The organism is Streptococcus sp. 29887 (assembly GCF_032595075.1).
In the GTDB taxonomy this organism is placed as follows: Bacteria; Bacillota; Bacilli; order Lactobacillales; family Streptococcaceae; genus Streptococcus; species Streptococcus iners.
Map to the genome: position 1 here is coordinate 1,191,355 of NZ_CP118735.1, position 23,370 is coordinate 1,214,724.

At 41.5% G+C, this 23,370-nt stretch carries 26 protein-coding genes; 9 read left to right on the forward strand and 17 right to left on the reverse strand.

Annotation, left to right across the window (positions count from 1 at the left end):
- The first annotated feature begins 49 nt into the window (after window positions 1–49).
- Entirely contained in the window at window positions 50–805 is a 756-nt protein-coding gene (locus PW252_RS05895) for an SDR family NAD(P)-dependent oxidoreductase (RefSeq protein ID WP_398582922.1), read from the forward strand.
- Window positions 806–814: 9 nt separating this feature from the next.
- On the forward strand, window positions 815–1,585 hold the full coding sequence (locus tag PW252_RS05900; protein WP_248050085.1) for a DUF6287 domain-containing protein: 771 nt from the start codon (window positions 815–817) through the stop codon (window positions 1,583–1,585).
- Between the two features lie 50 nt (window positions 1,586–1,635).
- On the opposite strand, the gene PW252_RS05905 is transcribed toward PW252_RS05900, so the two are convergent.
- From PW252_RS05905 to guaA, 5 genes are all read right to left on the reverse strand, one after another.
- A complete protein-coding gene (locus PW252_RS05905) occupies window positions 1,636–2,493 on the reverse strand; it encodes a hypothetical protein (RefSeq protein WP_248050083.1) in 858 nt (285 codons plus the stop codon).
- A gap of 111 nt (window positions 2,494–2,604) precedes the next feature.
- Entirely contained in the window at window positions 2,605–3,432 is an 828-nt protein-coding gene (locus PW252_RS05910; protein ID WP_248050081.1) for a glycerophosphodiester phosphodiesterase family protein, read from the reverse strand.
- A gap of 6 nt (window positions 3,433–3,438) precedes the next feature.
- Entirely contained in the window at window positions 3,439–4,668 is a 1,230-nt protein-coding gene (locus PW252_RS05915; RefSeq protein WP_248050079.1) for an MFS transporter, read from the reverse strand.
- A 63-nt stretch (window positions 4,669–4,731) separates the two neighbouring features.
- A complete protein-coding gene (locus tag PW252_RS05920) occupies window positions 4,732–5,505 on the reverse strand; it encodes a hypothetical protein (protein ID WP_248050077.1) in 774 nt (257 codons plus the stop codon).
- A 289-nt stretch (window positions 5,506–5,794) separates the two neighbouring features.
- Entirely contained in the window at window positions 5,795–7,345 is a 1,551-nt protein-coding gene (gene guaA / locus PW252_RS05925) for a glutamine-hydrolyzing GMP synthase (RefSeq protein WP_248050076.1), read from the reverse strand.
- A gap of 273 nt (window positions 7,346–7,618) precedes the next feature.
- Here guaA and PW252_RS05930 point away from each other — a divergent pair, with 273 nt between their 5' ends.
- From PW252_RS05930 to PW252_RS05945, 4 genes are all read left to right on the forward strand, one after another.
- Window positions 7,619–8,317 (forward strand): GntR family transcriptional regulator, encoded by a 699-nt coding sequence (locus PW252_RS05930; protein WP_105114737.1) that lies wholly within the window; start codon window positions 7,619–7,621, stop codon window positions 8,315–8,317.
- A 117-nt stretch (window positions 8,318–8,434) separates the two neighbouring features.
- On the forward strand, window positions 8,435–8,767 hold the full coding sequence (locus tag PW252_RS05935) for a putative DNA-binding protein (protein ID WP_024378637.1): 333 nt from the start codon (window positions 8,435–8,437) through the stop codon (window positions 8,765–8,767).
- 12 nt (window positions 8,768–8,779) lie between these two features.
- Entirely contained in the window at window positions 8,780–10,354 is a 1,575-nt protein-coding gene (gene ffh / locus PW252_RS05940) for a signal recognition particle protein (RefSeq protein ID WP_248050075.1), read from the forward strand.
- 194 nt (window positions 10,355–10,548) lie between these two features.
- The gene (locus PW252_RS05945; protein WP_248050074.1) at window positions 10,549–11,214 is read left to right on the forward strand and encodes a SatD family protein; all 666 of its coding nucleotides are present in this window, start codon (window positions 10,549–10,551) and stop codon (window positions 11,212–11,214) included.
- 34 nt (window positions 11,215–11,248) lie between these two features.
- Here the strand turns inward: PW252_RS05945 and PW252_RS05950 are convergent, their stop codons facing one another.
- On the reverse strand, window positions 11,249–11,683 hold the full coding sequence (locus PW252_RS05950; RefSeq protein WP_248050073.1) for a GNAT family N-acetyltransferase: 435 nt from the start codon (window positions 11,681–11,683) through the stop codon (window positions 11,249–11,251).
- A gap of 581 nt (window positions 11,684–12,264) precedes the next feature.
- Between PW252_RS05950 and PW252_RS05955 the strand changes: the two genes are divergently transcribed.
- From PW252_RS05955 to xerS, 3 genes are all read left to right on the forward strand, one after another.
- Window positions 12,265–13,305, forward strand: coding sequence for a hypothetical protein (locus tag PW252_RS05955; protein ID WP_248050072.1), 1,041 nt, complete (start codon window positions 12,265–12,267; stop codon window positions 13,303–13,305).
- Complete coding sequence (locus tag PW252_RS05960) at window positions 13,302–13,520, forward strand: hypothetical protein (protein ID WP_248050070.1); 219 nt, start codon at window positions 13,302–13,304, stop codon at window positions 13,518–13,520. The genes PW252_RS05955 and PW252_RS05960 overlap by 4 nt, the downstream gene beginning before the upstream one ends.
- A gap of 600 nt (window positions 13,521–14,120) precedes the next feature.
- Window positions 14,121–15,191 carry a tyrosine recombinase XerS gene (xerS, locus tag PW252_RS05965; RefSeq protein WP_248050068.1) on the forward strand — a complete coding sequence of 357 codons (1,071 nt, stop codon included), beginning with the start codon at window positions 14,121–14,123 and terminating at the stop codon, window positions 15,189–15,191.
- Between the two features lie 62 nt (window positions 15,192–15,253).
- On the opposite strand, the gene PW252_RS05970 is transcribed toward xerS, so the two are convergent.
- From PW252_RS05970 to PW252_RS06020, 11 genes are all read right to left on the reverse strand, one after another.
- The gene (locus PW252_RS05970) at window positions 15,254–16,762 is read right to left on the reverse strand and encodes a phosphohexomutase domain-containing protein (protein ID WP_248050066.1); all 1,509 of its coding nucleotides are present in this window, start codon (window positions 16,760–16,762) and stop codon (window positions 15,254–15,256) included.
- Between the two features lie 75 nt (window positions 16,763–16,837).
- The gene (locus PW252_RS05975) at window positions 16,838–17,779 is read right to left on the reverse strand and encodes a sensor histidine kinase (RefSeq protein ID WP_248050064.1); all 942 of its coding nucleotides are present in this window, start codon (window positions 17,777–17,779) and stop codon (window positions 16,838–16,840) included.
- Entirely contained in the window at window positions 17,776–18,441 is a 666-nt protein-coding gene (locus PW252_RS05980) for a response regulator transcription factor (protein WP_248050062.1), read from the reverse strand. The genes PW252_RS05975 and PW252_RS05980 overlap by 4 nt, the downstream gene beginning before the upstream one ends.
- Before the next feature lie 41 nt (window positions 18,442–18,482).
- Window positions 18,483–18,749 carry a type II toxin-antitoxin system RelE family toxin gene (locus PW252_RS05985; RefSeq protein WP_024418294.1) on the reverse strand — a complete coding sequence of 89 codons (267 nt, stop codon included), beginning with the start codon at window positions 18,747–18,749 and terminating at the stop codon, window positions 18,483–18,485.
- Window positions 18,739–18,978, reverse strand: a complete 240-nt coding sequence (gene relB / locus PW252_RS05990; RefSeq protein WP_015646833.1) for a type II toxin-antitoxin system RelB family antitoxin — start codon at window positions 18,976–18,978, stop codon at window positions 18,739–18,741. The genes PW252_RS05985 and relB overlap by 11 nt, the downstream gene beginning before the upstream one ends.
- A gap of 92 nt (window positions 18,979–19,070) precedes the next feature.
- Entirely contained in the window at window positions 19,071–21,041 is a 1,971-nt protein-coding gene (locus PW252_RS05995; RefSeq protein ID WP_248050059.1) for an ABC transporter permease, read from the reverse strand.
- Window positions 21,042–21,794: an ABC transporter ATP-binding protein gene (locus PW252_RS06000; RefSeq protein ID WP_248050057.1), complete on the reverse strand. Its 753-nt coding sequence runs from the start codon at window positions 21,792–21,794 to the stop codon at window positions 21,042–21,044.
- An 8-nt stretch (window positions 21,795–21,802) separates the two neighbouring features.
- Window positions 21,803–22,192: a NisI/SpaI family lantibiotic immunity lipoprotein gene (locus PW252_RS06005; RefSeq protein WP_248050055.1), complete on the reverse strand. Its 390-nt coding sequence runs from the start codon at window positions 22,190–22,192 to the stop codon at window positions 21,803–21,805.
- A gap of 12 nt (window positions 22,193–22,204) precedes the next feature.
- The gene (locus PW252_RS06010; protein ID WP_044688597.1) at window positions 22,205–22,345 is read right to left on the reverse strand and encodes a hypothetical protein; all 141 of its coding nucleotides are present in this window, start codon (window positions 22,343–22,345) and stop codon (window positions 22,205–22,207) included.
- Between the two features lie 98 nt (window positions 22,346–22,443).
- Window positions 22,444–23,178, reverse strand: a complete 735-nt coding sequence (locus tag PW252_RS06015; protein ID WP_248050052.1) for a TraX family protein — start codon at window positions 23,176–23,178, stop codon at window positions 22,444–22,446.
- Window positions 23,179–23,190: 12 nt separating this feature from the next.
- Window positions 23,191–23,328: a hypothetical protein gene (locus PW252_RS06020; protein WP_248050049.1), complete on the reverse strand. Its 138-nt coding sequence runs from the start codon at window positions 23,326–23,328 to the stop codon at window positions 23,191–23,193.
- Between the last annotated feature and the right edge of the window lie 42 nt (window positions 23,329–23,370).

The following is a 23,370-nucleotide window of genomic DNA, read 5'->3' on the forward strand; positions in this document are numbered from 1 at the left end:
GCTAAAAAATGATATAATGATTGTATAGACAGAATGAGGAATGATCAATATGAGAAATTGTATGGTTACTGGTGCAACCAGTGGTATTGGGAAAGCCATCGCCTACGCTTTCGCTAAGAACGGTGATAATGTCATTATTACTGGCCGCAGAAAAGATAAATTAAATGAAATAAAATGTGATCTTGAGAATAATTATGATGTTCAGGTTTACATCTATTCATTTGATGTGACAAATAGTGAGCAAGTTATTGATTCTTGCCAACAGATACTGCAAGAAGTGGGACAAGTTCATATCTTGGTGAACAATGCAGGTCTAGCCTTGGGCTTGGATAAATTTCAAGACTATGACTTAACCGATATGATGACCATGATCGATACCAATATAAAGGGCTTGTTAACTGTTACACGTCAGATATTGCCCCAGATGGTTGCACACAACGAAGGGCATATTATCAATATTGGCTCTACTGCTGGGATTTATGCCTATGCTGGCGCAGCGGTCTATGCTGCTACAAAATCAGCGGTTAAGGTCCTATCTGATGGTATTAGGATTGATACAATCGATAAAAATATTAAGGTCACAACCCTGCAACCTGGTATTGTTGAAACTGACTTTAGTCAGGTTCGTTTCCATGGTGACAAGGGAAGGGCAGCAGGAGTTTATCAAGGGATTGATGCTTTACAGGCTGAAGATATTGCAAATTGTACCCTATTTGTAGCCAATCAGCCTCAGCATGTACAAATCTCAGATATGACCATTATGGCTACTAAACAGGCCACTGGTTTTACCATTCATAGAGAATAGGAGAACAACATGAAAAAGAATTATAGCCTAATTTTAGTAAGTATTTTGACTTTGTCAACTCTTTTTGCATGTAGTCCTAATAAAAATCAAGCAAGTTCTAGTTCTTCTACCAGTTCAACGACAAGTGTATCCAGTTCTTCGAGCAGTAGTGTGACCGCTCCTTCAAGCTCGGCAGAAGTTGCCACCATTCTTTCCATGGACATTGATTCACTTATGCAAGGGAACTATGATAGTATCATTGGAAAATGGCAGAATAGTCGTGGAGAAAGCTTGATATTCAATATCAAGGGCTTGGTTGCAGACAGTCAAAATTTATTAGGACGTGGAAAAATCACTGAGGGAATTTTTGAAACGGGCTACATTGATAATAATATCGGTGAAGTTAGTCTAATGATGATCCCTAAGGATACTATTCTTAGCCAGTCCCTTTATTCAGCTGGGGCTGATCCAACCGATACAACACGGGATCGTATTTTGACTAAGGTTGGAGAGGCAGAACTGGATGTAGATGCCTTTTACCGTGTCAGCAATCCGTCTAGCGAGGGTATAGATCCTCTCAAGAATACAGAAACTGGTATTCAACTAGAAAGTGGTCCAAAGACCATCGAATATGCTAATTCTATTCTTGGCGAGAATAATTGGCGAGTAATCGAGGGGAATTATACACGGACGGAAACCATTCCATATAATGTCTTAGAAGGCAATGACAACACTCACTATTCTGTCTATCAAAACGGTGTGATTCTTAATGCAAATTATCAGATTGTCTATCAACCCTAGGGATAGATACACATCTTGGCATCATAAGGCTGGGCTCATTAAGCTCAGCCTTATTTTATGCGCAATTTGGCTGCTTGCTTTTGTTTTTCAATGATACTGATGAAGGCGGCGAATTCTGTGTCTAACCGCTTTTGGTAGGTTTTATTTTGTATGATGAGATTATCCAAGAAAATGGGAAAGGAGCCTTTCTTATAAAGTTCTCCCTGGAAAAAGTAGCGTTCAGACAGCTTATCTACCGAAACTATCGAGGAACGCCATCGACTTTTTCTGGAATGAGATGGTTTCCAGGATATTTTTAACTGTTTCTCGTAAAAATACCAGCCCATGATATAGATTTTTGTTTCTCGATTTCTTTTATTGTCCTTGTAGTAACAAGGTACAGCATAAACATTTCCCCTATTTGTCTGTAAAAATGGATGAAAATCTCTAATTTTTTCGTATTCTTTACGGGGTACCAGATTTAATTGACTGGTCTTGTCAATTTTCTTCTCATCAATGGTATAGGAATAGCGGTAGGGGTCATAAATCGTTGAACGTTCACGTAGTCGATACTGCTCTGCTATTTCCTTAAAAACAGATAGGTGTCCGTAATGTTCAACTAAGTTAGCAAGGGCAATCCCCCTCTGATTGCTATTTTTCTCTATGGTAAGGATTTGGCAAGTAGGCCAGGTGCTGACAGGAACAGCCCCCAAACCAACTAAAAGATTGTCTTTATGAAAATGACTAGCAAAACGTGCCTCGTAAGTGTGACCAACTTCACTATTCAAATCAACAAATACAGCTTGACCATTCTGTTCAAAAACAACTATATAATTTTCGAGTCCTTCCCAATTTTCACTAATAGGCAGGTTATAAAAATGATGAAAATGGGGTAATGCCAGTAATTTTCCAAGTGTCATAGTTTTCATATGATTAGTATAGCAAAAAATATATTTCAAATCCAGACAAAAGTTTAATTTGTTAAACAGTTATATAGAAGATATCCCCTGTTTAAAGAACAATAGGGGATGACTTGTATATTATTCCTGTTTTTTATTAAGTTGCCTTGGATCAAAACCTTCAAAGATTTGCAGGTCAAACATGGATCTGTTCTTTTCATACTCTTGTGGATTTTTGACTGTGTAACAAATCAAAGGAATACCGAAAATAACCTTCATTAGTCGCAGACTAAGATTATTTTGGTAAAGATGATCATAGGAGACAAAGTCTGGTCTAGCTATTACATTGGACAGCAAATGCCGTACGACTGTATAAGAAACACCTTTTTTGCCTTCGAGATTACCTGATAGTTGTCCGCGGAAGTAGTTGGGACGGTGCTTTCTGAAATAGGCCACCACCAAGGGATTAAAGGACTCTACCATAAACAATCCCTCATAAGTATCCAGCTCTGCTATGGTCCGCCGACACAAATCCGCCACCTCCATGGACTCCGACTTGAGCTCCACAATCAAAGGCACGCGCCCAGCCACTGTCGACAGGATTTGCGATAGCAAGGGTATTCTCTCCTTACTGGCGAACAAGCTGAAAGATAGTAGCTCCTCATAGGTCAATTCCTCGATGTTTTGGTCAATCCCAGAGGTTCGCTTGAGGGTTTCATCATGAAAGACGACCAGTTGACCGTCTTTGGTCAGTCGAATATCAAACTCAATCCCGTAGCCCTTCTCGACCGCTAACTGAATAGCCAGCAGGCTGTTTTCAGGTGCTGATCCTGCATTGTCATGAAAACCACGGTGGGCATAATCCCAGTTTAGAAAAGGCTCAAAATCCACCACCTTCCTCCGTGGAGCTAGTAGGTAGAAGAACAAACCAAGCAAAAATACAAGAATGCTCAGTAACCAATACATCATAATCCATTACAGCCTTTCTTTTTCAAGCTTGCTATCACCATGCCGAACTACAGTCATTGTTCCGAAGGAAAGAAGAGAGAAGATAAGAGCATAGGGAAAGAGTATCTTAAAACCAAGTGACTGCATAAGAAAACCAGACAAAATAGGTGTCACAATCTGAGCAGCCATAGAAGCAGTGTAATACATGCCAGTGTATTTGCCAACATCCGAGTGATGGCTCATCTCCACCAGCATGGGTAATGAATTAACATTGATAAAAGCCCAGCCCATACCCATAATAGCAAAGGACAGATAGACAAGAGGGGAAAAACTGGTAAAGACAATCCCCAGTCCATAGGTTGTAGTAACCAAACAAATGCCAATCAGAATAGCCTTTTTTCTTCCCAAAGCAGTTCCTACAAAACCTGATGGAATGTAGCTGACAATGGCAACAATGGTAGCGACAATTAGCGAAGTGGCTACCTCACCAGCAGACATATCCCAGACCGCGATAGCATAACGAGAGAAGGCTGTTGTAATGCCATTATAGGCCATAAACCAGAGGAAAATAGAGGTCAGCAAGAAGAGAAAGGATCGTTTGACTTCCCTTGGAAGTTTCTGACTAGCCTGCTCTGCTATTGTCTCAGAAATCTCATCCACACTCATGGTCCTTTCATTGATTTTCCAACCTAAAATAGCAAAGCTGACCAACAAGATGCATGCGACAGCCAAGAAAACAGCAGTATAGTCAGGTTGGTCAGACTTGCCGACCAGAAAGCGAATAGCCAAGAGGGCAAAAATGGCCCCGACCGCCCCCATGAGATTGATAACAGCATTGGCCTTGCTCCGCAATTCTTTTGGTGTTAGGTCAGGCATGAGGGCCACAGCAGGTGCGCGGGAAATGGACATGGCCAGCAAGACAATTCCCAAGCCCAGATTAAAGAGCCAGAAGGAGTGCTGATTAGTTGCATAGGGTAGCAGTAGCAGACCGATGACGGACAAGACAGTCCCAACAAAGACAAAGGGAAGCCGACGACCGTACTTACAATTCAGCCGATCTGAAATGGCTCCAAAGAAGGGAAGGAGAAAGAGGGAGAGGATATTGTCCAGGGACATGACCAGACCCGTCCAGGTCTTATCCAGAGCGAACTGGTTTTCCAAAATCAAGGGGATAATCACATCATATAGCTGCCAAAAAGCAGAAATACCCAAAAATGCCATACCGATATAAATGGTACGTTTGTAGTCAAGCTTCATGTCAGTTCCTTTCTAAAAAGCCCAACCGACTAAGGACTGGAAGGCTGGGCTAGGGGGGACAAATCAGGGATAATAGATTGTGGTAGCAGAAGAGGTATCCGCTTGTACTTGAGCTCGAAATGCTGTCAAGGTCTGGTCTGAAAAGTAGGTGTCGTTCAAACTCTCCACAAAGACAGACATGGAAATGATGGCTTGTGGCAATACCAAACTCTCCTGCTCGTAGGCAAATGAAATATCCGACCAATCTTCTACAGCAAATGTTTTGAGGAGTTCTTCATGGACTTTTTTGGCATCTTCCGTTTGTGCAGGAGAGCTAGCCAAGACCTGCTCTAGCTGTTCACGAAACTTTTCTTTATCCGCAATCAAATCTTGTAAGGTAAGTAGACTCTCATTGTTTTTTTCATAAAAGACTTCCAGTTCTTCCTCCTGGCTAGTCCGAACTTGTAACCAATCTGCCGTAATAGTGGTTTTCATAAGAGCGTAGGCAGATGCATTCGTAAAAGGACTGGTACGAGTTTGAGGATAGAGAACAATCCATTCTTTCTGGGTCAAACCATCTGGACTGGCTGTTTTCGCTACCTCTTCAGAAGTAGCTGTAATCCGCTGGCTGATAGCAGTGGTCTGGTCTTTCTGAAAAAATCCAATAATCCTCGGTTTTTGCGGACCACCAATAGCATCAATCTTGGTTCCAGTATCAGCATTGATTTGCAAATTCAAGGGCTTAAACTGCTCATTTAGCAAGCGCTGTTGCTCCTGACCAAACCAGTGAAGACCAAGACCAGTTACTCCTATAATGAAAAAGAATCCAATAACTAGAAATTTCCATTTTTTCTGCATAAAAAGCTCTCCTTTCTATGTCTATATAGTATCATTTAAAAACAATGGAAGCAAGTAGAAATAGGGAAAATTTAGTTACAAGAAACCCGTAGAAATTAGCTTTCTACGGGTTGTAGTTATTCTTTCTTCTATAGCGTCGGGTAAATTAGTCTTGATGGACTGGCTGATAGAGCCTATCCCCAGGCAACGATGCTCTTTCGTTTTTAGGCATCGGGTAAATTAGTCCACTGGACTAGCGACGCTCTTTTATTTTTAGGCGACGGGTAAAACAGTCTATACTCAGACTGTTTTACTCCCACTCAACTGTTGCTGGTGGTTTGCTTGTGATATCGTAGACGATACGGTTGACGTGGTCAACTTCGTTTACGATGCGGACAGAGATTTTTTGAAGGACTTCCCATGGTAGTTTTGCGAAATCAGCAGTCATTCCATCAACAGAAGTGATAGCGCGGATGGCGATGGTGTAGTCATATGTACGACCATCACCCATGACACCTACGGAGCGAACGCCAGTATTGACTGTGAAATATTGCCACACATCGCGGTCAAGACCTGCTTTGGCGATTTCCTCGCGCAAGATAGCGTCTGATTCACGAACAGTTTGAAGTTTTTCTTCGGTAATTTCACCCATGACACGAATGGCAAGACCTGGTCCTGGGAATGGCTGACGCCATACAACTTCCTCAGGCATCCCAAGAGCAGTACCAAGAGCGCGTACCTCATCTTTGAAGAGAGTGTTGAGCGGTTCAATCAACTTAAACTGCATATCTTCAGGAAGACCGCCAACGTTGTGGTGAGATTTGATTGTTTCAGCCGTATCGGTACCAGACTCGATGATATCAGTATAAAGAGTACCTTGCGCCAAGAACTCAACATCCGTCAACTTGCTTGCTTCGTCGTCAAATACGTAAACGAATTCATTACCGATGATTTTACGTTTCTTTTCAGGGTCAGATACGCCAGCAAGAAGGTCTAGGAAACGTTTGGCAGCATCAACGCGAATGATATTGAGACCGAACTTGCCACCCAACATCTCCATTACCTGATCGCCTTCGTTTTTACGAAGAAGACCGTGGTCAACGAAAATACAGGTCAATTGGTCACCGATAGCGCGTTGAAGAAGGACACCGACAACAGATGAGTCAACACCGCCTGAAAGACCAAGTAGAACTTTCTTGTCCCCAACAGTCTGGCGGATTTTTTCGATCTCAGTTTCAATGAAGTTTTCCATGGTCCAGTCACCCTTGGCTCCACAGATACCAAAAGCAAAGTTTTTCAAAATGTCATTGCCATATACCGAATGACGAACTTCTGGGTGGAATTGGATACCGTAGATACGGCGTTCAGTGTTTTCAATAGCTGCAAAAGGACAATCAGCAGATAGACCAACCAAGTGGAAACCTTCAGGAATTTCCGTTACGGCATCACCATGGCTCATAAGAACCAATTGCTCTTCAGGTGTGTTTGCAAATAAGGCTGATTCAGCTTTCAATTGCAAGTTTGATTGACCATATTCACGGTTTCCAGCCTCGCCAGCAGGTAGTACCTTACCACCTAATTTATGCGTGATCAACTGCATACCGTAGCAAATCCCCAAGACAGGAATTCCTAATTCAAAGATTTCTGGATCAATATCAAAGGCATTTTCAGCGTAGACAGAGTTTGGACCACCTGAAAGAACGATACCAATCGGATTGATAGTACGAACTTCTTCAGCAGTAATCTTGTGATTTTTCAATTCAGAAAAGACACCAAATTCACGAATGCGACGTGAGATGAGCTGATTGTATTGACTTCCATAATCCAATACAATAATTTTTTGGACATCTTGTTTTGTCATGTTTTTCCCTTTCATTTTGAAAATAATTCAAATACTGTTCCTTATTTTATCATAAAAACGAACATTTTCCAAACTATAATTGTTAAATATCTGTTTTGCAAACTATGGAAGATTTTTCGAAAACAAGCGTTCGTTTTTTTATGGATTTTACTGATTTTGTTATAGGGAAAGGGGCTTGATTGTTTGTCTGCGAGATTTTTACAGATAAAAATCGGTCTATATTGGTCAAAATCTTGATATTTTGGTAAACTAGAAGCAAGAAAGGCTAGACAGATGAAAGCAGCATACATTACCATTCATGATAAATTAAAAGAACAGATTGACAAGGGAGTTTGGGCGGTTGGACAGCGTTTGCCAAGCGAGCGCGATTTGGCTGACGAGTTTGGCGTTTCACGGATGACCTTGCGCCAGGGCATTACCCTGCTGGTCGAAGAAGGGGTTCTTCAACGTAAGGTGGGGTCTGGCACCTATGTAGCCAGCACACGGGTCCAAGAAAAGATGCGTGGAACAACCTCTTTTACTGAATTGGTACAACTCCAAGGGAAAATGCCGAGCAGTCAGTTGTTGTCTTATACTCGTACCAAACCAAATGAGAAAGAAGTTGAGCAACTTGCTTTAGGCAAGGGAGAATACGTTATTCGGATGGAGCGGGTTCGCTATGCTGATAATGTCCCTGTGGTCTATGAGGTAGCCAGCATTCCCGAACGCTTGATTAAGAACGTTCCCAAGGAAGATGTGACTAACCATTTCTTCAAAACCCTTATTGATAATGGCTATCGGATCGGAACAAGTAAACAAACCATTTTTGCCCGACTGGCTAATGAAAAGGTTGCCAAATATTTAGAGATTTCGAAAAATCAAGCTATTCTAGCTTTAAGACAGGTTTCTTATCTGGAAGACGGTCAAGCCTTTGAGTATGTCAATAGCCAGTATGTTGGTGAACGATTCGAGTTTTATCTGGAGAATAATTAGTATATGTTTTCCTATTTTTGCAACATAACATAAATTATGTAAACAACATCTGTTTTCTAGGTACGGAAGCAGATGTTTCTATTTATTTAAGACGGAATTTTTGATATAATAAAGCTTATGGAAATTGAAAAAACCAACCGAATGAACGCCTTGTTTGAATTCTATGCAGCCTTGCTGACAGATAAGCAAATGAACTACATTGAGCTATATTATGCAGATGATTATAGCTTGGCTGAGATTGCTGAGGAATTTCAAGTTAGCCGTCAAGCGGTCTATGATAACATTAAACGAACAGAAAAATTGCTGGAAGATTATGAGATGAAGCTGCATATGTATTCTGACTATGTGGTGCGTAGTCAGATTTTCGACGAAATACTCACTAAGTATCCAGAAGATGCTTATTTGAAGGAGAAAATCGCCATTTTAACCAGCATTGATAATAGAGAGTAAGAGGGGAAGTATATGGCTTTTGAAAGCTTAACAGAACGTTTGCAGAGTGTTTTTAAAAACCTACGTCGTAAGGGGAAAATTTCTGAAAGTGATATCCAAGAAGCAACCAAGGAAATCCGTCTGGCCTTACTAGAAGCCGACGTTGCTCTTCCTGTTGTAAAAGATTTTATCAAGAAGGTGCGTGAACGTGCCATTGGTCACGAAGTCATTGAAACCCTGAACCCCGCTCAACAGATCATTAAAATCGTTGATGAAGAATTGACGGCTGTATTGGGGTCTGAAACGTCTGACATTATCAAGTCACCAAAAATTCCTACCATTATCATGATGGCTGGTTTGCAGGGTGCGGGTAAAACAACCTTTACAGGTAAGTTGGCCAACAAACTCAAGCAGGAAGAGAATGCTCGTCCTCTCTTGATTGCGGCCGATATTTATCGTCCAGCTGCCATTGACCAGTTAAAGACCCTTGGTCAACAAATTGATGTACCTGTATTCGAGTTGGGTAATCAAGTCCCTGCCCTGGAGATTGTACGTCAAGGTTTAGAACAAGCCAAAGCTAATCATAATGACTATGTCTTGATTGATACGGCCGGTCGTTTGCAGATTGACCAAGCCCTTATGGCCGAATTGAGAGAAATCAAAGAGTTTGCTCAGCCAAATGAAATCCTCTTGGTCGTCGATGCCATGATTGGTCAGGAAGCTGCCAACGTTGCGCGTGAATTCAATGATCAGCTGGCTATTACTGGTGTGATTTTGACCAAGATTGACGGTGATACACGTGGTGGTGCAGCCTTGTCTGTCCGTCACATTACTGGTCAGCCAATCAAATTTACCGGTACTGGTGAAAAAATCACCGACATCGAAACCTTCCACCCAGACCGTATGTCCTCACGTATTCTGGGCATGGGTGACATGCTGACCTTGATTGAAAAAGCCAGCAAAGAATACGATGAGAAGAAATCATTAGAACTCGCTGAAAAAATGCGTGAAAATACCTTTGATTTCAACGATTTCATCGATCAGCTGGACCAGGTTCAAAACATGGGACCAATGGAAGACTTGTTGAAGATGATTCCAGGTATGGCTGGTAACCCGGCCCTTGCCAACTTGAAAGTTGATGAGCGTGAAATTGCACGAAAACGAGCTATCGTATCCTCTATGACACCAGCCGAACGAGAAAATCCAGATTTGTTGACGCCTAGTCGTCGCCGTCGTATTGCTAACGGTTCTGGAAATAGCTTTGTCGAAGTCAATAAATTTATCAAGGATTTCAATCAGGCTAAAACCATGATGCAGGGTGTCATGTCTGGCGATATGAGCAAAATGATGAAGCAAATGGGCATCAATCCAAATAATCTTCCTAAAAATATGCCAAATATGAACGGTATGGATATGTCTGCTCTTGAAGATATGATGGGCGGTGCAGGAATGCCTGATATGAGCCAACTAATGGGAGGAGCTGGCATGCCAGATATGTCCCAAATGTTTGGAGGCGGTTTGAAAGGTAAAATCGGTGAATTTGCAATGAAACAAGCTATGAAACGCCAAGCCAATAAAATCAAGAAAGCCAAAAAGAAGAGAAAATAATCTCTTCTTTTTACTTTTTTGTTCAAAGTGGTTAAGTTTTAGCAATAGAAAATAGGAGTAGGATGGTAGAAAAGAGCGCTATTTCGCATTCATAATTTCCGTTATAAAGGAAAGTTTTAAAAAAGTCCTTCATACTCGACATTTTTCGTGATGTCCGTTACAATAGAAAAATAACGATAAACAAAGGACAAGTCATGAATTATATCGCAATAATAGGAAATATTATCCATTCAAAACAGGTTTCCCAGCGTTCGAACACTATAGAAGGTCTAAAACAGCAGATGAATAGTATCAACTATTCCTTCGCTCAGAACTTGGCATCGCCATTTACCCTTACAAAGGGAGATGAATTTCAAGCCCTATGCAAGCCTAACCCTCATATATTTTTAATGATTGACCAAATTCAACTGGCTTTTCGTGATCAGCTAGAAATTAAATTTGGAATTGGTCTGGGGAAAATTTTGACAGTCATCGACCCAAAACAAAGCATTGGAGTGGATGGACCTGCTTATTGGGAAGCACAGAAAGCGATAAAGGTCATTCAAGATAAGGATGATTATGGTAGTAGCCTAGTTGCTTTTTCTTCTGAATACAAGCAAATCGACCGTGTTATCAATCCTTTACTTACTTCAAGTGATTTTATCAAAGCTACTTGGAATAGTTCACAAACAGACTTGTTTGAATTCTTAATCAGCAATAAAGTCTATCAGGAAGAATTTAAGCAAAAGCCAATTGCCGAGAAGATGAAACTGAGCCAAAGTGCCTTTACCAAACGCTTGAAGTCCAGTGGAATAAAACTTTATTTCCGAAATCGAAAAACAGCTATGGATTTAATCCTGCAACTCAGTCACAGAAGTTAATAATGTTTACATAATTTATATTGTGTAAATTTTTTTAGAATTCTAGTCGCAATACAATCTCGTCTTCATCGTATTCGCCAGTTTCAACAAAGCCAAGCGATTGATACAAGGCTTTGGCTGGGGTGTTTTGGGATAAAATGCAGAGCTGAATAGCTGAAAATTTTCTTTCTGAGCGGAATTTTTCCAGCAACTGTGTCATAGCCTGACGACCCAAACCTTGTCGCTGATAATTGGAATCAATAAAGAATTCAGAGATGAGATAGGCTTGTCGTTCAGGAAAATCATGATATAAAATCAGGCCAACAGGACAATCTTGCTGGTAAATCAAATAAGCCTGACTATCAAACATTCGATAAGCAAAGGCACGTGCCAAGGTCGTTACCTTATCGGCGACAAACTCCGCTTGGTCAAGAGAAACAGATAACGGAACTCGCCAATTATCAGGGTTAATAGGAACAAAATCAAGCATAAAACATACTTTCGTATTTGTTTGTATTATAGCAAAAACTAAAAATTTATGAACAATTGACCTTACATGGTCTAAACCCTTGATAATACTGGGATAGAAGCATAAAGTACATTGATTGAAAAATGTACTTTATTTTTATTTTGTACTTTTGAATAGGGTTATTTATTGTACATAATGATTAGTTTATCTTATTCTTGATATCTCTTTTGAAAAGTACATTTATCATCCACAATTTGATAAAGTTCTGCACTTTCAAAAGTACATTTTTTTCGGTCGCATTATATTATTATAAAGGATTTTTTTGGGGTAATGCTATTTTTTTCTATGAGATAGTAGGTATTTGAAGACATACCAACATAGCGTGAAATAAGTGGTATTTCATCCACCCTCAGTTATTATTTATTAAAATCTCCAATATATTTTGATGTTTCCTCTAATTGGTAAATTCTCTACACAAATTTTTATCATATATTGTATTTTGTTATTAACAAATGGTATAATTTTATAGAAATAAGGATAATAAATATTGGACTATCTTGAGAATAAGTACGATATTCTTGAGGAGGAAGGAGGTCAGTAGGATGAGAATTAGTAAGCGACAACTTATTCTACTCGTCATGGGTGCTGTTTTTATCCTAGTCTCTGGACTGGGCTACTATTTCTACAAGGACAGTAAGATAAATAAGGACTATGACTATACCAGCTGGGATAGTTACATAGAGGATTACCAGTTTTTGAAAGGGCGTTCATCAGCCCTCATCACCTGGGAAGCTACTCCCAAGGAAGAAGTTGACAAACGTCTGGCATACTCTCCCTATGTCAATCAAGAAGAATGGCCTGAATCATTGAATGGCTATATCACCTATCTTTCTTTTCGCTTGAAAGAGATTCCTGAATCGAGCTCTGTGAAACAAGGATTTTTGGGAGAAGTAGCGTTTGATAGGCATCAACTGGAGGATGGAGAGTATCTTAAACTTATCGTATACACTTCTGAAGAGGGTGATATTCGTCAAAAAGAGATTGATATCCATCAAGCGATCCAGAACTTTGATAAAGACTATATTTATGATAGTAGAGGGCGAAAAATATCTCAGCTAGGCATTCAGATAGTTCTCCGACTAGTTATCCGTAAGGTGGGGGAAGGCCGTGAATCCAAACGATCAGTTTATTTAGATATTAAAACAGGGGAGGTTTTTGAGAATGTGGAAGAACCAACAGAATTTCCTGTTGATATCTGGGGCTTAAGCACTGTTCTAGAAACTAATTTGAATTCCCAAGGTATTGCAATTTACGGTCTGGACAATACTATTAGCTTGACTACCAATGAAGAGGGTGAGATTGTGATTCCGGAGACAAGTACCATAGATCGGTCGGTCTTGGCACAGACGGAGTCAGAAATCTATCAAGCCCTGCTCGAGAAAGAGTCTATCTATCTATTGGAGGATTCCGAGTCTATTGCGACCATTTTGGATAATTTGGAACTCTTTTATCCCCAGCCAGAAGATCTTTATCAAGGGGTGACTATTCCTGTAGAGTACTCCATTGACGGTCAAGCACATGAAGTCAATAGTCGTGAAGACTTTCTTCGCTATTTCAAACAAACTGAGGAGGTTTCAGAATGAGTAGTCAAAAGAGAATTAACCCCGAACAGCTTACAAGCATCGAAGCCAGCTATGTGGATATGTCTGGGATGATCGCAGATAGCGCAGACTTTTTCGACTCTGATGATGCTTCGAAAGAAAAGGTAGCTTCCACTACTAGTCAGCTTAAGTCAGTGAGTCAAGAGATTGTTTCGACAGTTGAGCAGCTGGATAACTACTTGAACACGGTGGCATAAGCCTTTCGTCAAGCAGACCAGTCGATTGCCAATTCCATCGAGGAAAGTCTGGTGAACGGAAAGGAATTAAGAAAAAGAGATATAACTAAGAGCTCATCCTATCAGATGTTGCCATAAACCAATCCAGACAAGATTACCTTGTCTGGATTGGTTTGGTATAATGGGAGGGTATCGAGTGAATTTCCTATGGGTGGCTAATTTCAACTTGAAATTTGGGGAAAACGAGCTCATTTTGTTCAATTTAAGAAATAATAAAACAGGTCTAAAGTATAGATCTGTTTTAAATTTATATAAAAATTGGGGGGTATCTCAATGTCCGAAAACATAGTTTTAGGTATCAAATTAACTAGAAAAATGTACTTTTGAAAAAATTTCCAGTTTTCTAGTTAATAAAGTACATTTTTATGGAAAAATGAGGGTATCTATAATTTCCAGTTTAGCCTTGAATTAAGTACATTTTTAGCTGATTTTTCCTAAAAAATTTTTTTTGGTTATGACCCGAACTATACTCCCATACATCTTTCCGAAAAACTATAATTTTCTTGAAACTTATATAAGGTTATGCTATACTACTCATATAACTAAAATCAGGAGAAATACATGCGTCGTGAGTTATTACTGGAAAAAATTGAACAGCTAAAAGAAATCATGCCTTGGTATGTCTTGGAATATTACCAATCAAAGTTATCTGTGCCTTACAGTTTTACAACCTTGTATGAATACTTGAAAGAATACCGTCGTTTTTTTGAATGGTTACAGGATTCGGATTTGGTATCTGTGGAACGGATTGCTGACATTCCCTTGGATATTCTGGAACATTTGACCAAAAAAGATATGGAAGCCTTTATTCTTTATCTGCGGGAGCGTCCCCTGCTGAACGCCAATACCACGCAGAATGGGGTGTCGCAGACCACCATTAACCGTACCCTATCGGCACTTTCTAGTCTCTTCAAGTATTTAACCGAAGAAGTGGAAAACGAACAAGGCGAGCCCTACTTCTACCGCAATGTCATGAAGAAGGTGTCCACCAAGAAGAAGAAGGAAACCTTGGCGGCGCGGGCGGAGAACATCAAGCAGAAGCTCTTTTTGGGCGATGAAACCACGGAGTTTTTGGACTATGTGGACAAGGAATACCAGGTTAAGCTGTCCAAACGTGCCCTATCATCCTTCCAGAAAAATAAGGAGCGGGATTTGGCGATCTTGGCACTTCTCTTGGCATCTGGCGTTCGTCTGTCTGAGGCAGTCAATTTGGACCTCCGTGATGTCAACCTCAAGATGATGATGATTGAGGTAACGCGTAAAGGTGGCAAGCGGGACTCGGTCAATGTGGCAGGATTTGCTAAGCCTTACTTAGAAGCCTACATGGGCATTCGCCAGCAACGCTACAAGGCTGAAAAAACGGATACGGCTTTTTTCCTGTCTGAGTACCGTGGTCTACCTAACCGCATCGACGCTTCTTCCATTGAGAAAATGGTGGCTAAGTATTCTGCGGACTTCAAGATACGCGTAACCCCCCACAAACTCCGTCATACATTGGCAACTCGCCTCTACGACGCCACCAAGTCGCAAGTTCTGGTCAGTCACCAACTGGGCCATGCCAATACCCAGGTCACCGACCTCTATACCCATATCGTCAACGATGAGCAAAAAAATGCTCTGGATAAATTATAACTTTATGTAATATAAATTATGTAAAACAACACGAGTAAGCTCAAACTTACTCGTGTTTCCAATTATAGCAATTCTTTCAATTTTTCCTGATTAACTGCTGGGTACTGGTCCAAAAAGGTTGAGAGTGTTCGTAAAACGGCAGGAATATAGCCAGTCTGGTCGTTTTCAACCTGCAAGACTAAAAGTGGCTCGTGGAGGCTCATACGGAGCAAGAGCCAGCCGTCACCATAAGGCTCAGTCAGGTCAAATCGCACTCCTTCTTCGTTTTCTGGGTTAAAAGCAAAGCCTTCGAGGTTGGTATTTCTGAGATCAGCAATTACCTGTTCACCCAGTGCTCGATAGTCTGTGGCGTCCAGCTTGAACCGCACTTCTTGGGTTTCCAGCGGTTGTTTAAGCTGGGCGATCAAGTCGTCCAAGGACTTGCCTTCCGCTTGCAGTTTTGGTAAGAGCATGAGAATCTTAGCCGCCACATAGGTCCCGTCATCGAGGAAGTAATTTTCCTTAAAGGCAGCATGTCCAGAGGTTTCGATAGCCAACTGGCAATCAACTCCTTCTTGATTGACTAAAATAGCACGGTTGATGACATTACGGTAGCCTGAAATATAGCGAATTTGTTTGCCGCCCAGGCTTTCGATAAAGACTTTAAGGTGTTCAGAGGTTGGAGAATTGGTCACAATGCTGGTACCTGGATGTTCAGCTAGGATAATCTGGCTAAGCACAGCAATCAGGTTATTTCTGTTGAGAATTTGACCTGACTTGGTCACTAGTGCTGCACGGTCAACGTCGGTATCAAAGATAATACCAAGATCTGCACCTTGCTTCAAGACAGCCTGACGAATACTTTCCATAGCTTCCTTGTTATCAGGGTTTGGAACGTGATTTGGGAAGGCTCCGTCTGGGTCTAGGAATTGTGAACCTGTGGTATCTGCCCCTAGCTCTGCCAACACTTTCTCAGCAAAAAATCCGCCTGCACCATTTCCAGCGTCGACGATAATGTTGAGATTGGCAAGTGGTTTTTCTTGTCCGCCACAAGCGGTACGAATTTTGCCAACTAAGTCTTGGGCATAAGGCGTAATCAAGTCTGCTTGGGTCACACTTCCAAGGTCAGAAGCCGGCAAGTCTTCACTATGTGAGAGGATGAAGTCAATATCTTCATGCTCTGCTCCGCCATTTTCCGAAAAAATCTTAATGCCGTTGAAGTAATAAGGCAGGTGGCTGGCAGTGATCATGACACCAGCGTGGCACTTGAACTGCGGATACTGGGTGCTCATGAAGAGGGCTGGCGTAGTGGCCATACCGAAGTCGAACAGCTGAACGCCCAAACGCACCGCTTCTTCTGTGAAGGCGGCAACCAGGTCTGGACCGCTGAGGCGGCTATCTCGACCGATACCGATCTTGAGTTGTCCTTTTTGATAGGCTTGAGCAAGTTCAGGCTTCTGGGTCAGCCAATGAATAAGTCCGCGAACCACTTCCTTGGTGGCCTGTGGAGTGAGATTGACAGCATATTCGTCTGTAGCGATAGCAATTCCACGAATATCCGATCCGTTTTGCAAAACATGATGGTGTGACATAGTAACCTCCTGATTTTCTAGTAGTTTCAGTATATCACAAAATCAAAACGCTTTCAAAAGGAAAAAGTACAGCTCCTACTGTACTTTGGTGATGGTTACAGTGGTGCCGACGTCTACTCGGCTTTCCACTGTAATGCCTAAATCTAATTGACTTAAAACACGCTTTGTCAAATAAAGCCCAAAACCTGTCGCTTTTTGGTGTTCACGGCCATTAAAACCTGTAAATCCCTCGTCAAACAGGCGTGGAATGTCTTCGGCTAGAATCCCAATTCCCGTATCGGAAATAGAAATTCCCTCATTCAGTTCAATGGCTACCTTACCACCTGTCTTATTGTACTTGAGGGCGTTGTCGATGATCTGTGATAGGGCAAAACTGAGCCACTTTCTGTCGGTTTTCAGTAACCAATTTCCATCGATGGTCACTGAAATGTCTTTTTGCAAGAACTGATTACGGTATTTTTTGACCAAGTCCACAACTACTTCTCTCACCTCTACCTGCTCAAAGCGAAAATCACTGGCATGGTTGGTCAGTTTGAGGTAGTTGAGGAGATTTGCCATGTAATTATCCAAGCGTAAGAGCTGGTGATCGACATCCTGCTGGTTGAGATTGTCAGTCTGGCTCATCAAAGACAGGGCAGCCAGAGGCACTTTCATTTGGTGAGACCACATTTTAACCATAGCTTGCAGGTCTTCTTCTCGTGACTTATAGACCAAAAGCTGCTCCCGCGTCGCCTCCTTCTCCGCTTCAATCAAGTTGAGATAGGCAAGGTCCACAGGCTTATTCAGCAGGGGCAGAGCTTCTTCATGAACATAGTCTTCCAAGGCTCTCATGCGGTTGCGAAACTTCCAGAAAAGCCCTGCAGTCAGAAGGATCAAGAGGGTTAGGGACAATAGCAGAGCTTTTTGCAGAAATTCGGAGGGCAGTTTGTAAAGATAAAAGAGCAAGATAAAACTACCAGCCAAGACCAGATAGGTGAAGTAAAAACTACGGTATTCTCGGATAAATTTTGCTATCATTTGACCAGGTACCCCACGCCACGAACAGTATGAATACGGTCAAATCCCACTTCACTCACCTTCTTTCGCAGACGAGTCATGTTGACATTGAGGGTATTCTGGTCGATAAATTCTTCATTTTCCCAGAGTTTTTCCAAGAGTTCTTCCTTGCTGACAATCTGCCCTTGTCTTTCTAGTAAGGTGGATAAAATCTTGGTTTCTGTAGGCGAAAGCTGAACCTGTTCCGATTCGCTTGAAAAACGCCCGTCCAAACTAAGCTGGAATTGGTCGATAGACAAGTCAGTTGATTTGCTGAATTGATTGACCTTACGCAAGAAGGCACCGATTTTGGCATCCAAAATCCCTAGTGAAAAAGGCTTGGACACAAAATCATCCCCACCCATGTTCATGGCCATGACCGCATTCATCTCATCATCGCTAGAGGAGATAAAGATAATGGGTATGGTCATGGTTTTACGGATTTCTGTCGTCCAGTAAAAGCCGTTGTAATAGGGTAGACTAATGTCCATCAAGACTAAATCAGGCTTGATTTCAGTCACTTCCTGACTGACAGCTCGGAAATTCTGCACGCTTTCTACCTGATAAGATTTGCCCAGATGCTGCTTCAAGAGCTGGACAATCATCTCATCATCTTCAACAATATAAATCTTCTCTTTTTTCATCTTCTTCATTCTGCAAAAGCCAGGACACAGGTCTTGGCTTTTTATTTATATACTTCTTTTCGATGCCCGACTTCAAGGGCTGTTACGATCAATTTATCATCCTCAATGCTGACGATGACCCGATAATTGCCAATACGGTACCGCCATTGGCCAGAACGATTGGCCGTCAAGGCTTTTCCGTATTGTCTGGGGTTGTCACACCCGTCAATATGCTTATAAAGATACCGCAAAATCAAACTTGCAGCAGTTTTATCCAACTTTCGAATTTGCTTTTGGGCCTTAGCAGACAAAATAACCTTATAACTCAATGCCCAACTCCTCAGCCATTTGTTCTAATGTTATCGGCTCAATTCCATTCGCCAAGTCTTCTTGGTATTCTGCCCAAGCAATATCTGCCACACGGGCGTCGTACTCATCTTCAAGGGCTTCAAGGGTTTTAGTCCGAATGAGTTCTGACAAGCTGACACCTTCAAACTTTGCCATAGCCTGCATAAAGAGCTTGTCCTGCTCAGAAACTTTCAATGTGATAGCTGCCATTTTTCTTACCTCTTATAGTATTCCTTTGGTATTACCATTGTAACACCATTTCCCTGAAAATGCAAGAAATCTCGCACAAGGCGAGACTTCTTCTACCGTTCAATAATGCGGTAATAGGTGCGACTGGTCCACTTGTAAATGACAAAGTAAATCGGAGCGACTGCCAGTAGGGTAATTCCGCTGACGGTATAAATCATAAGCGAAGAGGTGACACCAAGGGTCAATAGCATTTGCTTAAGCATAACAAGAGAAATCACGAAATGCAAGGTCGCCATAGCTAGTGGCATAAAGAAGACCGTAAGTGTTTGCGAGTTAATGGTCTTTTTGACCGCTGCTGCACTCATGCCCACTTCTTGTAGAATCTTGTAGGATTTCTTGTCTTCATGCCCTTCCGAGTACTGCTTGTAGTAAATAATCAAGGCAGCACCTAGCAAGAAACTAATACCCAACAAGAAGCCTGTGAAGAGGAAACCGCCTCTGAGGCCCATGAGCATATTATTGAAATCTGTTTTCTGCATGACGTATCCTAAAGATTCTCCATTAGCATCACTGATATTATAGGCATCGCCTGCCTGCTCACCAAGAGTGGCCACTTCCTCATTGGTCATATCAGTAAAGACACGGTAGTCCAGACTAACCTGATAGCCTTGCGGATTATTGGACTCATAATACTCACGAACAGTATTCAATACAGTGTCATCACTGACTACCATAACGGCGGCATTTAGCGTATTGGTGATGTCTGGGAAAATAGCCTGGTCAAGATTGGCTACATTCTCAAAGGTTTGATCGCCCAAAACAAGCTTCTTCAGCGATGGTTTTTCGCTCGGACGCATAAAGGCAACTTGATTGGCAGCCAGCTCTGGCAGGTCATTGCCCAACTTCCGGAAATCATCTTGGGTGACGAAGTAGGTAAAGGCTATTTTGCTAAAGTCTGGATTGGCAATGGTTTCTGGACTAATGACAATCTCCTTCCCACCGTCATAGACCAGACCAGCTTGGTAGGTCAGGTAGGACAGACTATCTTCCGCTTTTTCTGGAAAATGGCTGAGCACCGATTGCTGATAGGCACTTTCACCCTGACTTCTATCCGCAACTTTGTAGGTAATAGATGTTTCCTTTGGATAAAGACCACTTGTCATGCTTGACATGCCAGTATAAAGTGAAGTCGTTGTTGCAATGGTCACAAAGGCCATGACTACAAGTAACGTAATATTGGCCAAACCCGTTGCGTGCTGCTTCATCCGAAAAATCATCTGCGAAGTCGTAATGAAATGCTCTGGCGTATAGAAATACCGCTTGTTTTTTCGACGAGCCTTCAAATACCAAGTCATAAAGCTGATGTAGAACAGATAGGTCCCCGCAATAACAAAGAGCACAGCGATAAAGAACCGAAAGATAAGAGCTACACCTTCTGCTTTAGATGAAAGTGATAGGTAGTATCCAATACCCAGTCCCACTACACCAAGAGCAGCTAGAAGGACATTGCCTTTTGGCTCCTTCTCCCCTTTCTCACTAGCTCGGAACAAAATCAGCGGACTGGTCTTACCAATGGTCCGAATGGCTAGCAATTCCAAGAGAAAGAAGATACCAGCAAAGAGAAAGGCGGTCATGACAAAGGCCAAAGGGGCTATTCCAAAATGCAAATCACTATAATGTGTTATATTGACAAAAATCAAGTAGAGAACATTTGCAAACACACCAGCTAAGACAGAACCAAGAACCACAACCAGTAAGAATATCATCATCAATTCTAGGCTGGCTATCAAGGCTACTTTTTTCTTGTTCATCCCCAGCATATTGTAAAGCCCGAACTCCCTAGTCCGTTGCTGCATGAGGAAATTAAAGCTATATATTTCCATAATGACCGAGAAAATGGTCAGAACAATCACGCCAAGACCGATAGAAATGGCACCTGAGCCCATGGTCTTCATTACTGGACTGAGCATGAGTAAGAACATAGAACAAATCAAGGTAAAGAGGACCAGACTGGCTAAAACAAAAGGAGCAAACACACCCATGGATTTTCGGATATTTTGCCCAGCAAGTTTGAGGTAAAACATCTACTCACCCCCTAAAAGTGCAGACATATTGAGCGAAATTTCCTTGGCAAAGTCTTGATTGCTCTTGCCTGCCTTGTATAGTTGATGGAAAATGCGACCGTCCTTGATAAAGAGAACCCGTTTGGCATGACTGGCTGCGTTGGCTGAGTGGGTCACCATGAGAATGGTTTGGCCGTCACGGTTAATCTCTTCAAACAAATTCAGCAAGTCCTCTGAATTGCGATAATCTAGAGCCGCCGTCGGTTCGTCTGCTAGGACAATCTGTGGCTGGGTAATCAAACTACGGGCAATGGCCACGCGCTGCTTCTGTCCACCAGATAGTTCAAAAGGACGTTTTTTCAGCAAATCTTGAATCCGCAGTTTTGGCGCCAAAACTTTCAAACGTTTTTCCATTTCCTCATGGCTGGTACGGGCCAATACCAGAGGTAAAAAGATATTGTCTTGGATGGACAGGGTGTCCAAGAGATTAAAATCTTGGAAGACAAAGCCTAGGTTACGCAAACGGAAATCTGCCAGCTTGCTTTCCTTGATTTTGGTGATGTCTTGATTGCTTAAGATAACAGAGCCCCTCGTCGGCTTGTCCAGGGTTGCTAGAATGTTGAGCAAAGTCGTCTTACCAGAACCACTTTCCCCCATAATAGCGATAAACTCGCCCTCTTCTACCTTAAAATCCACATCTTGCAAGGCACGAGTTTCCTCTTTTGAAAAGCGCGTGCGGTAAACTTTTTCTAAATGATTGATTTCTAATAACATATAAACTCCTAATTGTTTTCTTTGGATAAATCAACTGTATCAAGTAATGCTTGATAGTCGATTCGGTCTGATTCAGCAATATTATCTTCTAAATCCACCTTATAATAACCATCCTGGACACCGATGGCCCAGTCATTGCTAGTGGTTACATAGAGATTATTCAAGGATACTGTCTTTTTCACTGCCCCTTCTTCTTTGACAACGGGCCATTCCATAAACTGAACTTCTGTTCCTTGAATACTATCTTCGGCAACTTCCTGTTTGCTAACGGCATAGTCTTTTCTCTTGTAATGAAAGGTTTGATAACCCTCATCAAAGCTAAGGCTTGCTGAAGAGGAAGAACAAGCGGTTAGCATTATACTGCCCAAAGCCAGCAAGCTAAATACTTTCTTTTTCATCGTTTCCTCCCTCTAGTATGCCATAAATCGCATACTTTGCAAATCATGGGCAAGCTCTTCCAAGAATGCAGCTTGTTCCATGAGTTCAATCTTCTCTTTTTCAGAGAATACCTTTTCTTCTATTCTCTTTGCTTGTAAAAATTTGAATGACATATAATTTCCTTCTTTCTGTTTCTAATGAGTTTATTATAGATGATTTAGTCAACCTATTCTCTTACAGTTCTGACGTTAAAACTTACAAGATTGTAAGTTTATAGAAAATAGGCGATCGTTGCCAGTAGCCACAAATGAAGCGGATAGAAGATGTAAAAGAAATAACGTGAAAACGCTGTGCGGGGCCCTGCTTGTCCATTATATAGACCAAGAATTGGTAGGACCAAAATAAACAGCCAGTCTGCATTGTAGAGCATCATTTGTACGGTCATTTCAATGGTTTCATAGGGATGATAGGAAGATACTAGCAAGAGAAAGGCAAACAATATGTAGGCGAGATTTCTTTTGAACGGCGTCTTACGACCTAAGTAAGTGATGAGAATAAATGGTAAGACAACTGCCCCTCCTTCTGTGAATGCTGCCCCGACTATCAAGCACAAACCAGCTAGGACAACTTGAATCACTTGTCGAGGTCTACTATTATTTTTAAACTCCTTCAAACAAATAAGCATGGTTAATCCAACAGCCAATGTTAGAAAGATATTGTTACCGATGTAAATATCTTTTGATTGGTAAAGACTGTTTATCAAAGTATTTCCAGCGGCCATCAGTCCTGCTGCACCATATAGTCGCAAAAGATAGGCTTTGATATTTCTCGTATGAAGAAACCCTTCCACCAACATGTAGGCAAAAAAGACTGCAACACATCGAGTGACCATGTGAAAGACCATGCTAAGTTGGTCTGGGATAAAATCTGGTATGATTTTTAGATGATCCAAAACCATTAAGCAAGCCATAGCGAGTTTCAGTTGATATGCATTATACGATTTCACCACCTAAACCTCCTAGTACATCCAGTTGCGTTGAAAGAGTTCGTGTTCTAATTCGAATAGAAATTCAGCTTGTTTTTCCTGTTTTTCTAGTCGTTTGCTCTCTCGTGTTTTACCAAAAATATGTTTGGCTTGTAAAAATTTGAATGACATGAGATTTCCTTCTTTCTGTTTCTTATAAGTCTATTATAGAAA

Excerpts from the sequence above, each read along its gene's own strand:
- PW252_RS05960 (WP_248050070.1), top strand. The coding sequence starts at position 13,302 with ATGAGTAGTCAAAAGAGAATTAACCCCGAACAGCTTACAAGCATCGAA.
- PW252_RS05970 (WP_248050066.1), bottom strand. The coding sequence starts at position 16,762 with ATGTCACACCATCATGTTTTGCAAAACGGATCGGATATTCGTGGAATT.
- PW252_RS05945 (WP_248050074.1), top strand. The coding sequence starts at position 10,549 with ATGAATTATATCGCAATAATAGGAAATATTATCCATTCAAAACAGGTT.
- PW252_RS05995 (WP_248050059.1), bottom strand. The coding sequence starts at position 21,041 with ATGTTTTACCTCAAACTTGCTGGGCAAAATATCCGAAAATCCATGGGT.
- PW252_RS05915 (WP_248050079.1), bottom strand. The coding sequence starts at position 4,668 with ATGAAGCTTGACTACAAACGTACCATTTATATCGGTATGGCATTTTTG.
- PW252_RS05980 (WP_248050062.1), bottom strand. The coding sequence starts at position 18,441 with ATGAAAAAAGAGAAGATTTATATTGTTGAAGATGATGAGATGATTGTC.
- guaA (WP_248050076.1), bottom strand. The coding sequence starts at position 7,345 with ATGACAAAACAAGATGTCCAAAAAATTATTGTATTGGATTATGGAAGT.
- PW252_RS06000 (WP_248050057.1), bottom strand. The coding sequence starts at position 21,794 with ATGTTATTAGAAATCAATCATTTAGAAAAAGTTTACCGCACGCGCTTT.
- xerS (WP_248050068.1), top strand. The coding sequence starts at position 14,121 with ATGCGTCGTGAGTTATTACTGGAAAAAATTGAACAGCTAAAAGAAATC.
- PW252_RS05950 (WP_248050073.1), bottom strand. The coding sequence starts at position 11,683 with ATGCTTGATTTTGTTCCTATTAACCCTGATAATTGGCGAGTTCCGTTA.
- PW252_RS05975 (WP_248050064.1), bottom strand. The coding sequence starts at position 17,779 with ATGATAGCAAAATTTATCCGAGAATACCGTAGTTTTTACTTCACCTAT.
- PW252_RS05910 (WP_248050081.1), bottom strand. The coding sequence starts at position 3,432 with ATGATGTATTGGTTACTGAGCATTCTTGTATTTTTGCTTGGTTTGTTC.
- PW252_RS06005 (WP_248050055.1), bottom strand. The coding sequence starts at position 22,192 with ATGAAAAAGAAAGTATTTAGCTTGCTGGCTTTGGGCAGTATAATGCTA.
- PW252_RS05900 (WP_248050085.1), top strand. The coding sequence starts at position 815 with ATGAAAAAGAATTATAGCCTAATTTTAGTAAGTATTTTGACTTTGTCA.
- ffh (WP_248050075.1), top strand. The coding sequence starts at position 8,780 with ATGGCTTTTGAAAGCTTAACAGAACGTTTGCAGAGTGTTTTTAAAAAC.
- PW252_RS05955 (WP_248050072.1), top strand. The coding sequence starts at position 12,265 with ATGAGAATTAGTAAGCGACAACTTATTCTACTCGTCATGGGTGCTGTT.
- PW252_RS05905 (WP_248050083.1), bottom strand. The coding sequence starts at position 2,493 with ATGAAAACTATGACACTTGGAAAATTACTGGCATTACCCCATTTTCAT.
- PW252_RS05935 (WP_024378637.1), top strand. The coding sequence starts at position 8,435 with ATGGAAATTGAAAAAACCAACCGAATGAACGCCTTGTTTGAATTCTAT.
- relB (WP_015646833.1), bottom strand. The coding sequence starts at position 18,978 with ATGGCAGCTATCACATTGAAAGTTTCTGAGCAGGACAAGCTCTTTATG.
- PW252_RS05930 (WP_105114737.1), top strand. The coding sequence starts at position 7,619 with ATGAAAGCAGCATACATTACCATTCATGATAAATTAAAAGAACAGATT.
- PW252_RS06010 (WP_044688597.1), bottom strand. The coding sequence starts at position 22,345 with ATGTCATTCAAATTTTTACAAGCAAAGAGAATAGAAGAAAAGGTATTC.
- PW252_RS05895 (WP_398582922.1), top strand. The coding sequence starts at position 50 with ATGAGAAATTGTATGGTTACTGGTGCAACCAGTGGTATTGGGAAAGCC.
- PW252_RS06020 (WP_248050049.1), bottom strand. The coding sequence starts at position 23,328 with ATGTCATTCAAATTTTTACAAGCCAAACATATTTTTGGTAAAACACGA.
- PW252_RS05920 (WP_248050077.1), bottom strand. The coding sequence starts at position 5,505 with ATGCAGAAAAAATGGAAATTTCTAGTTATTGGATTCTTTTTCATTATA.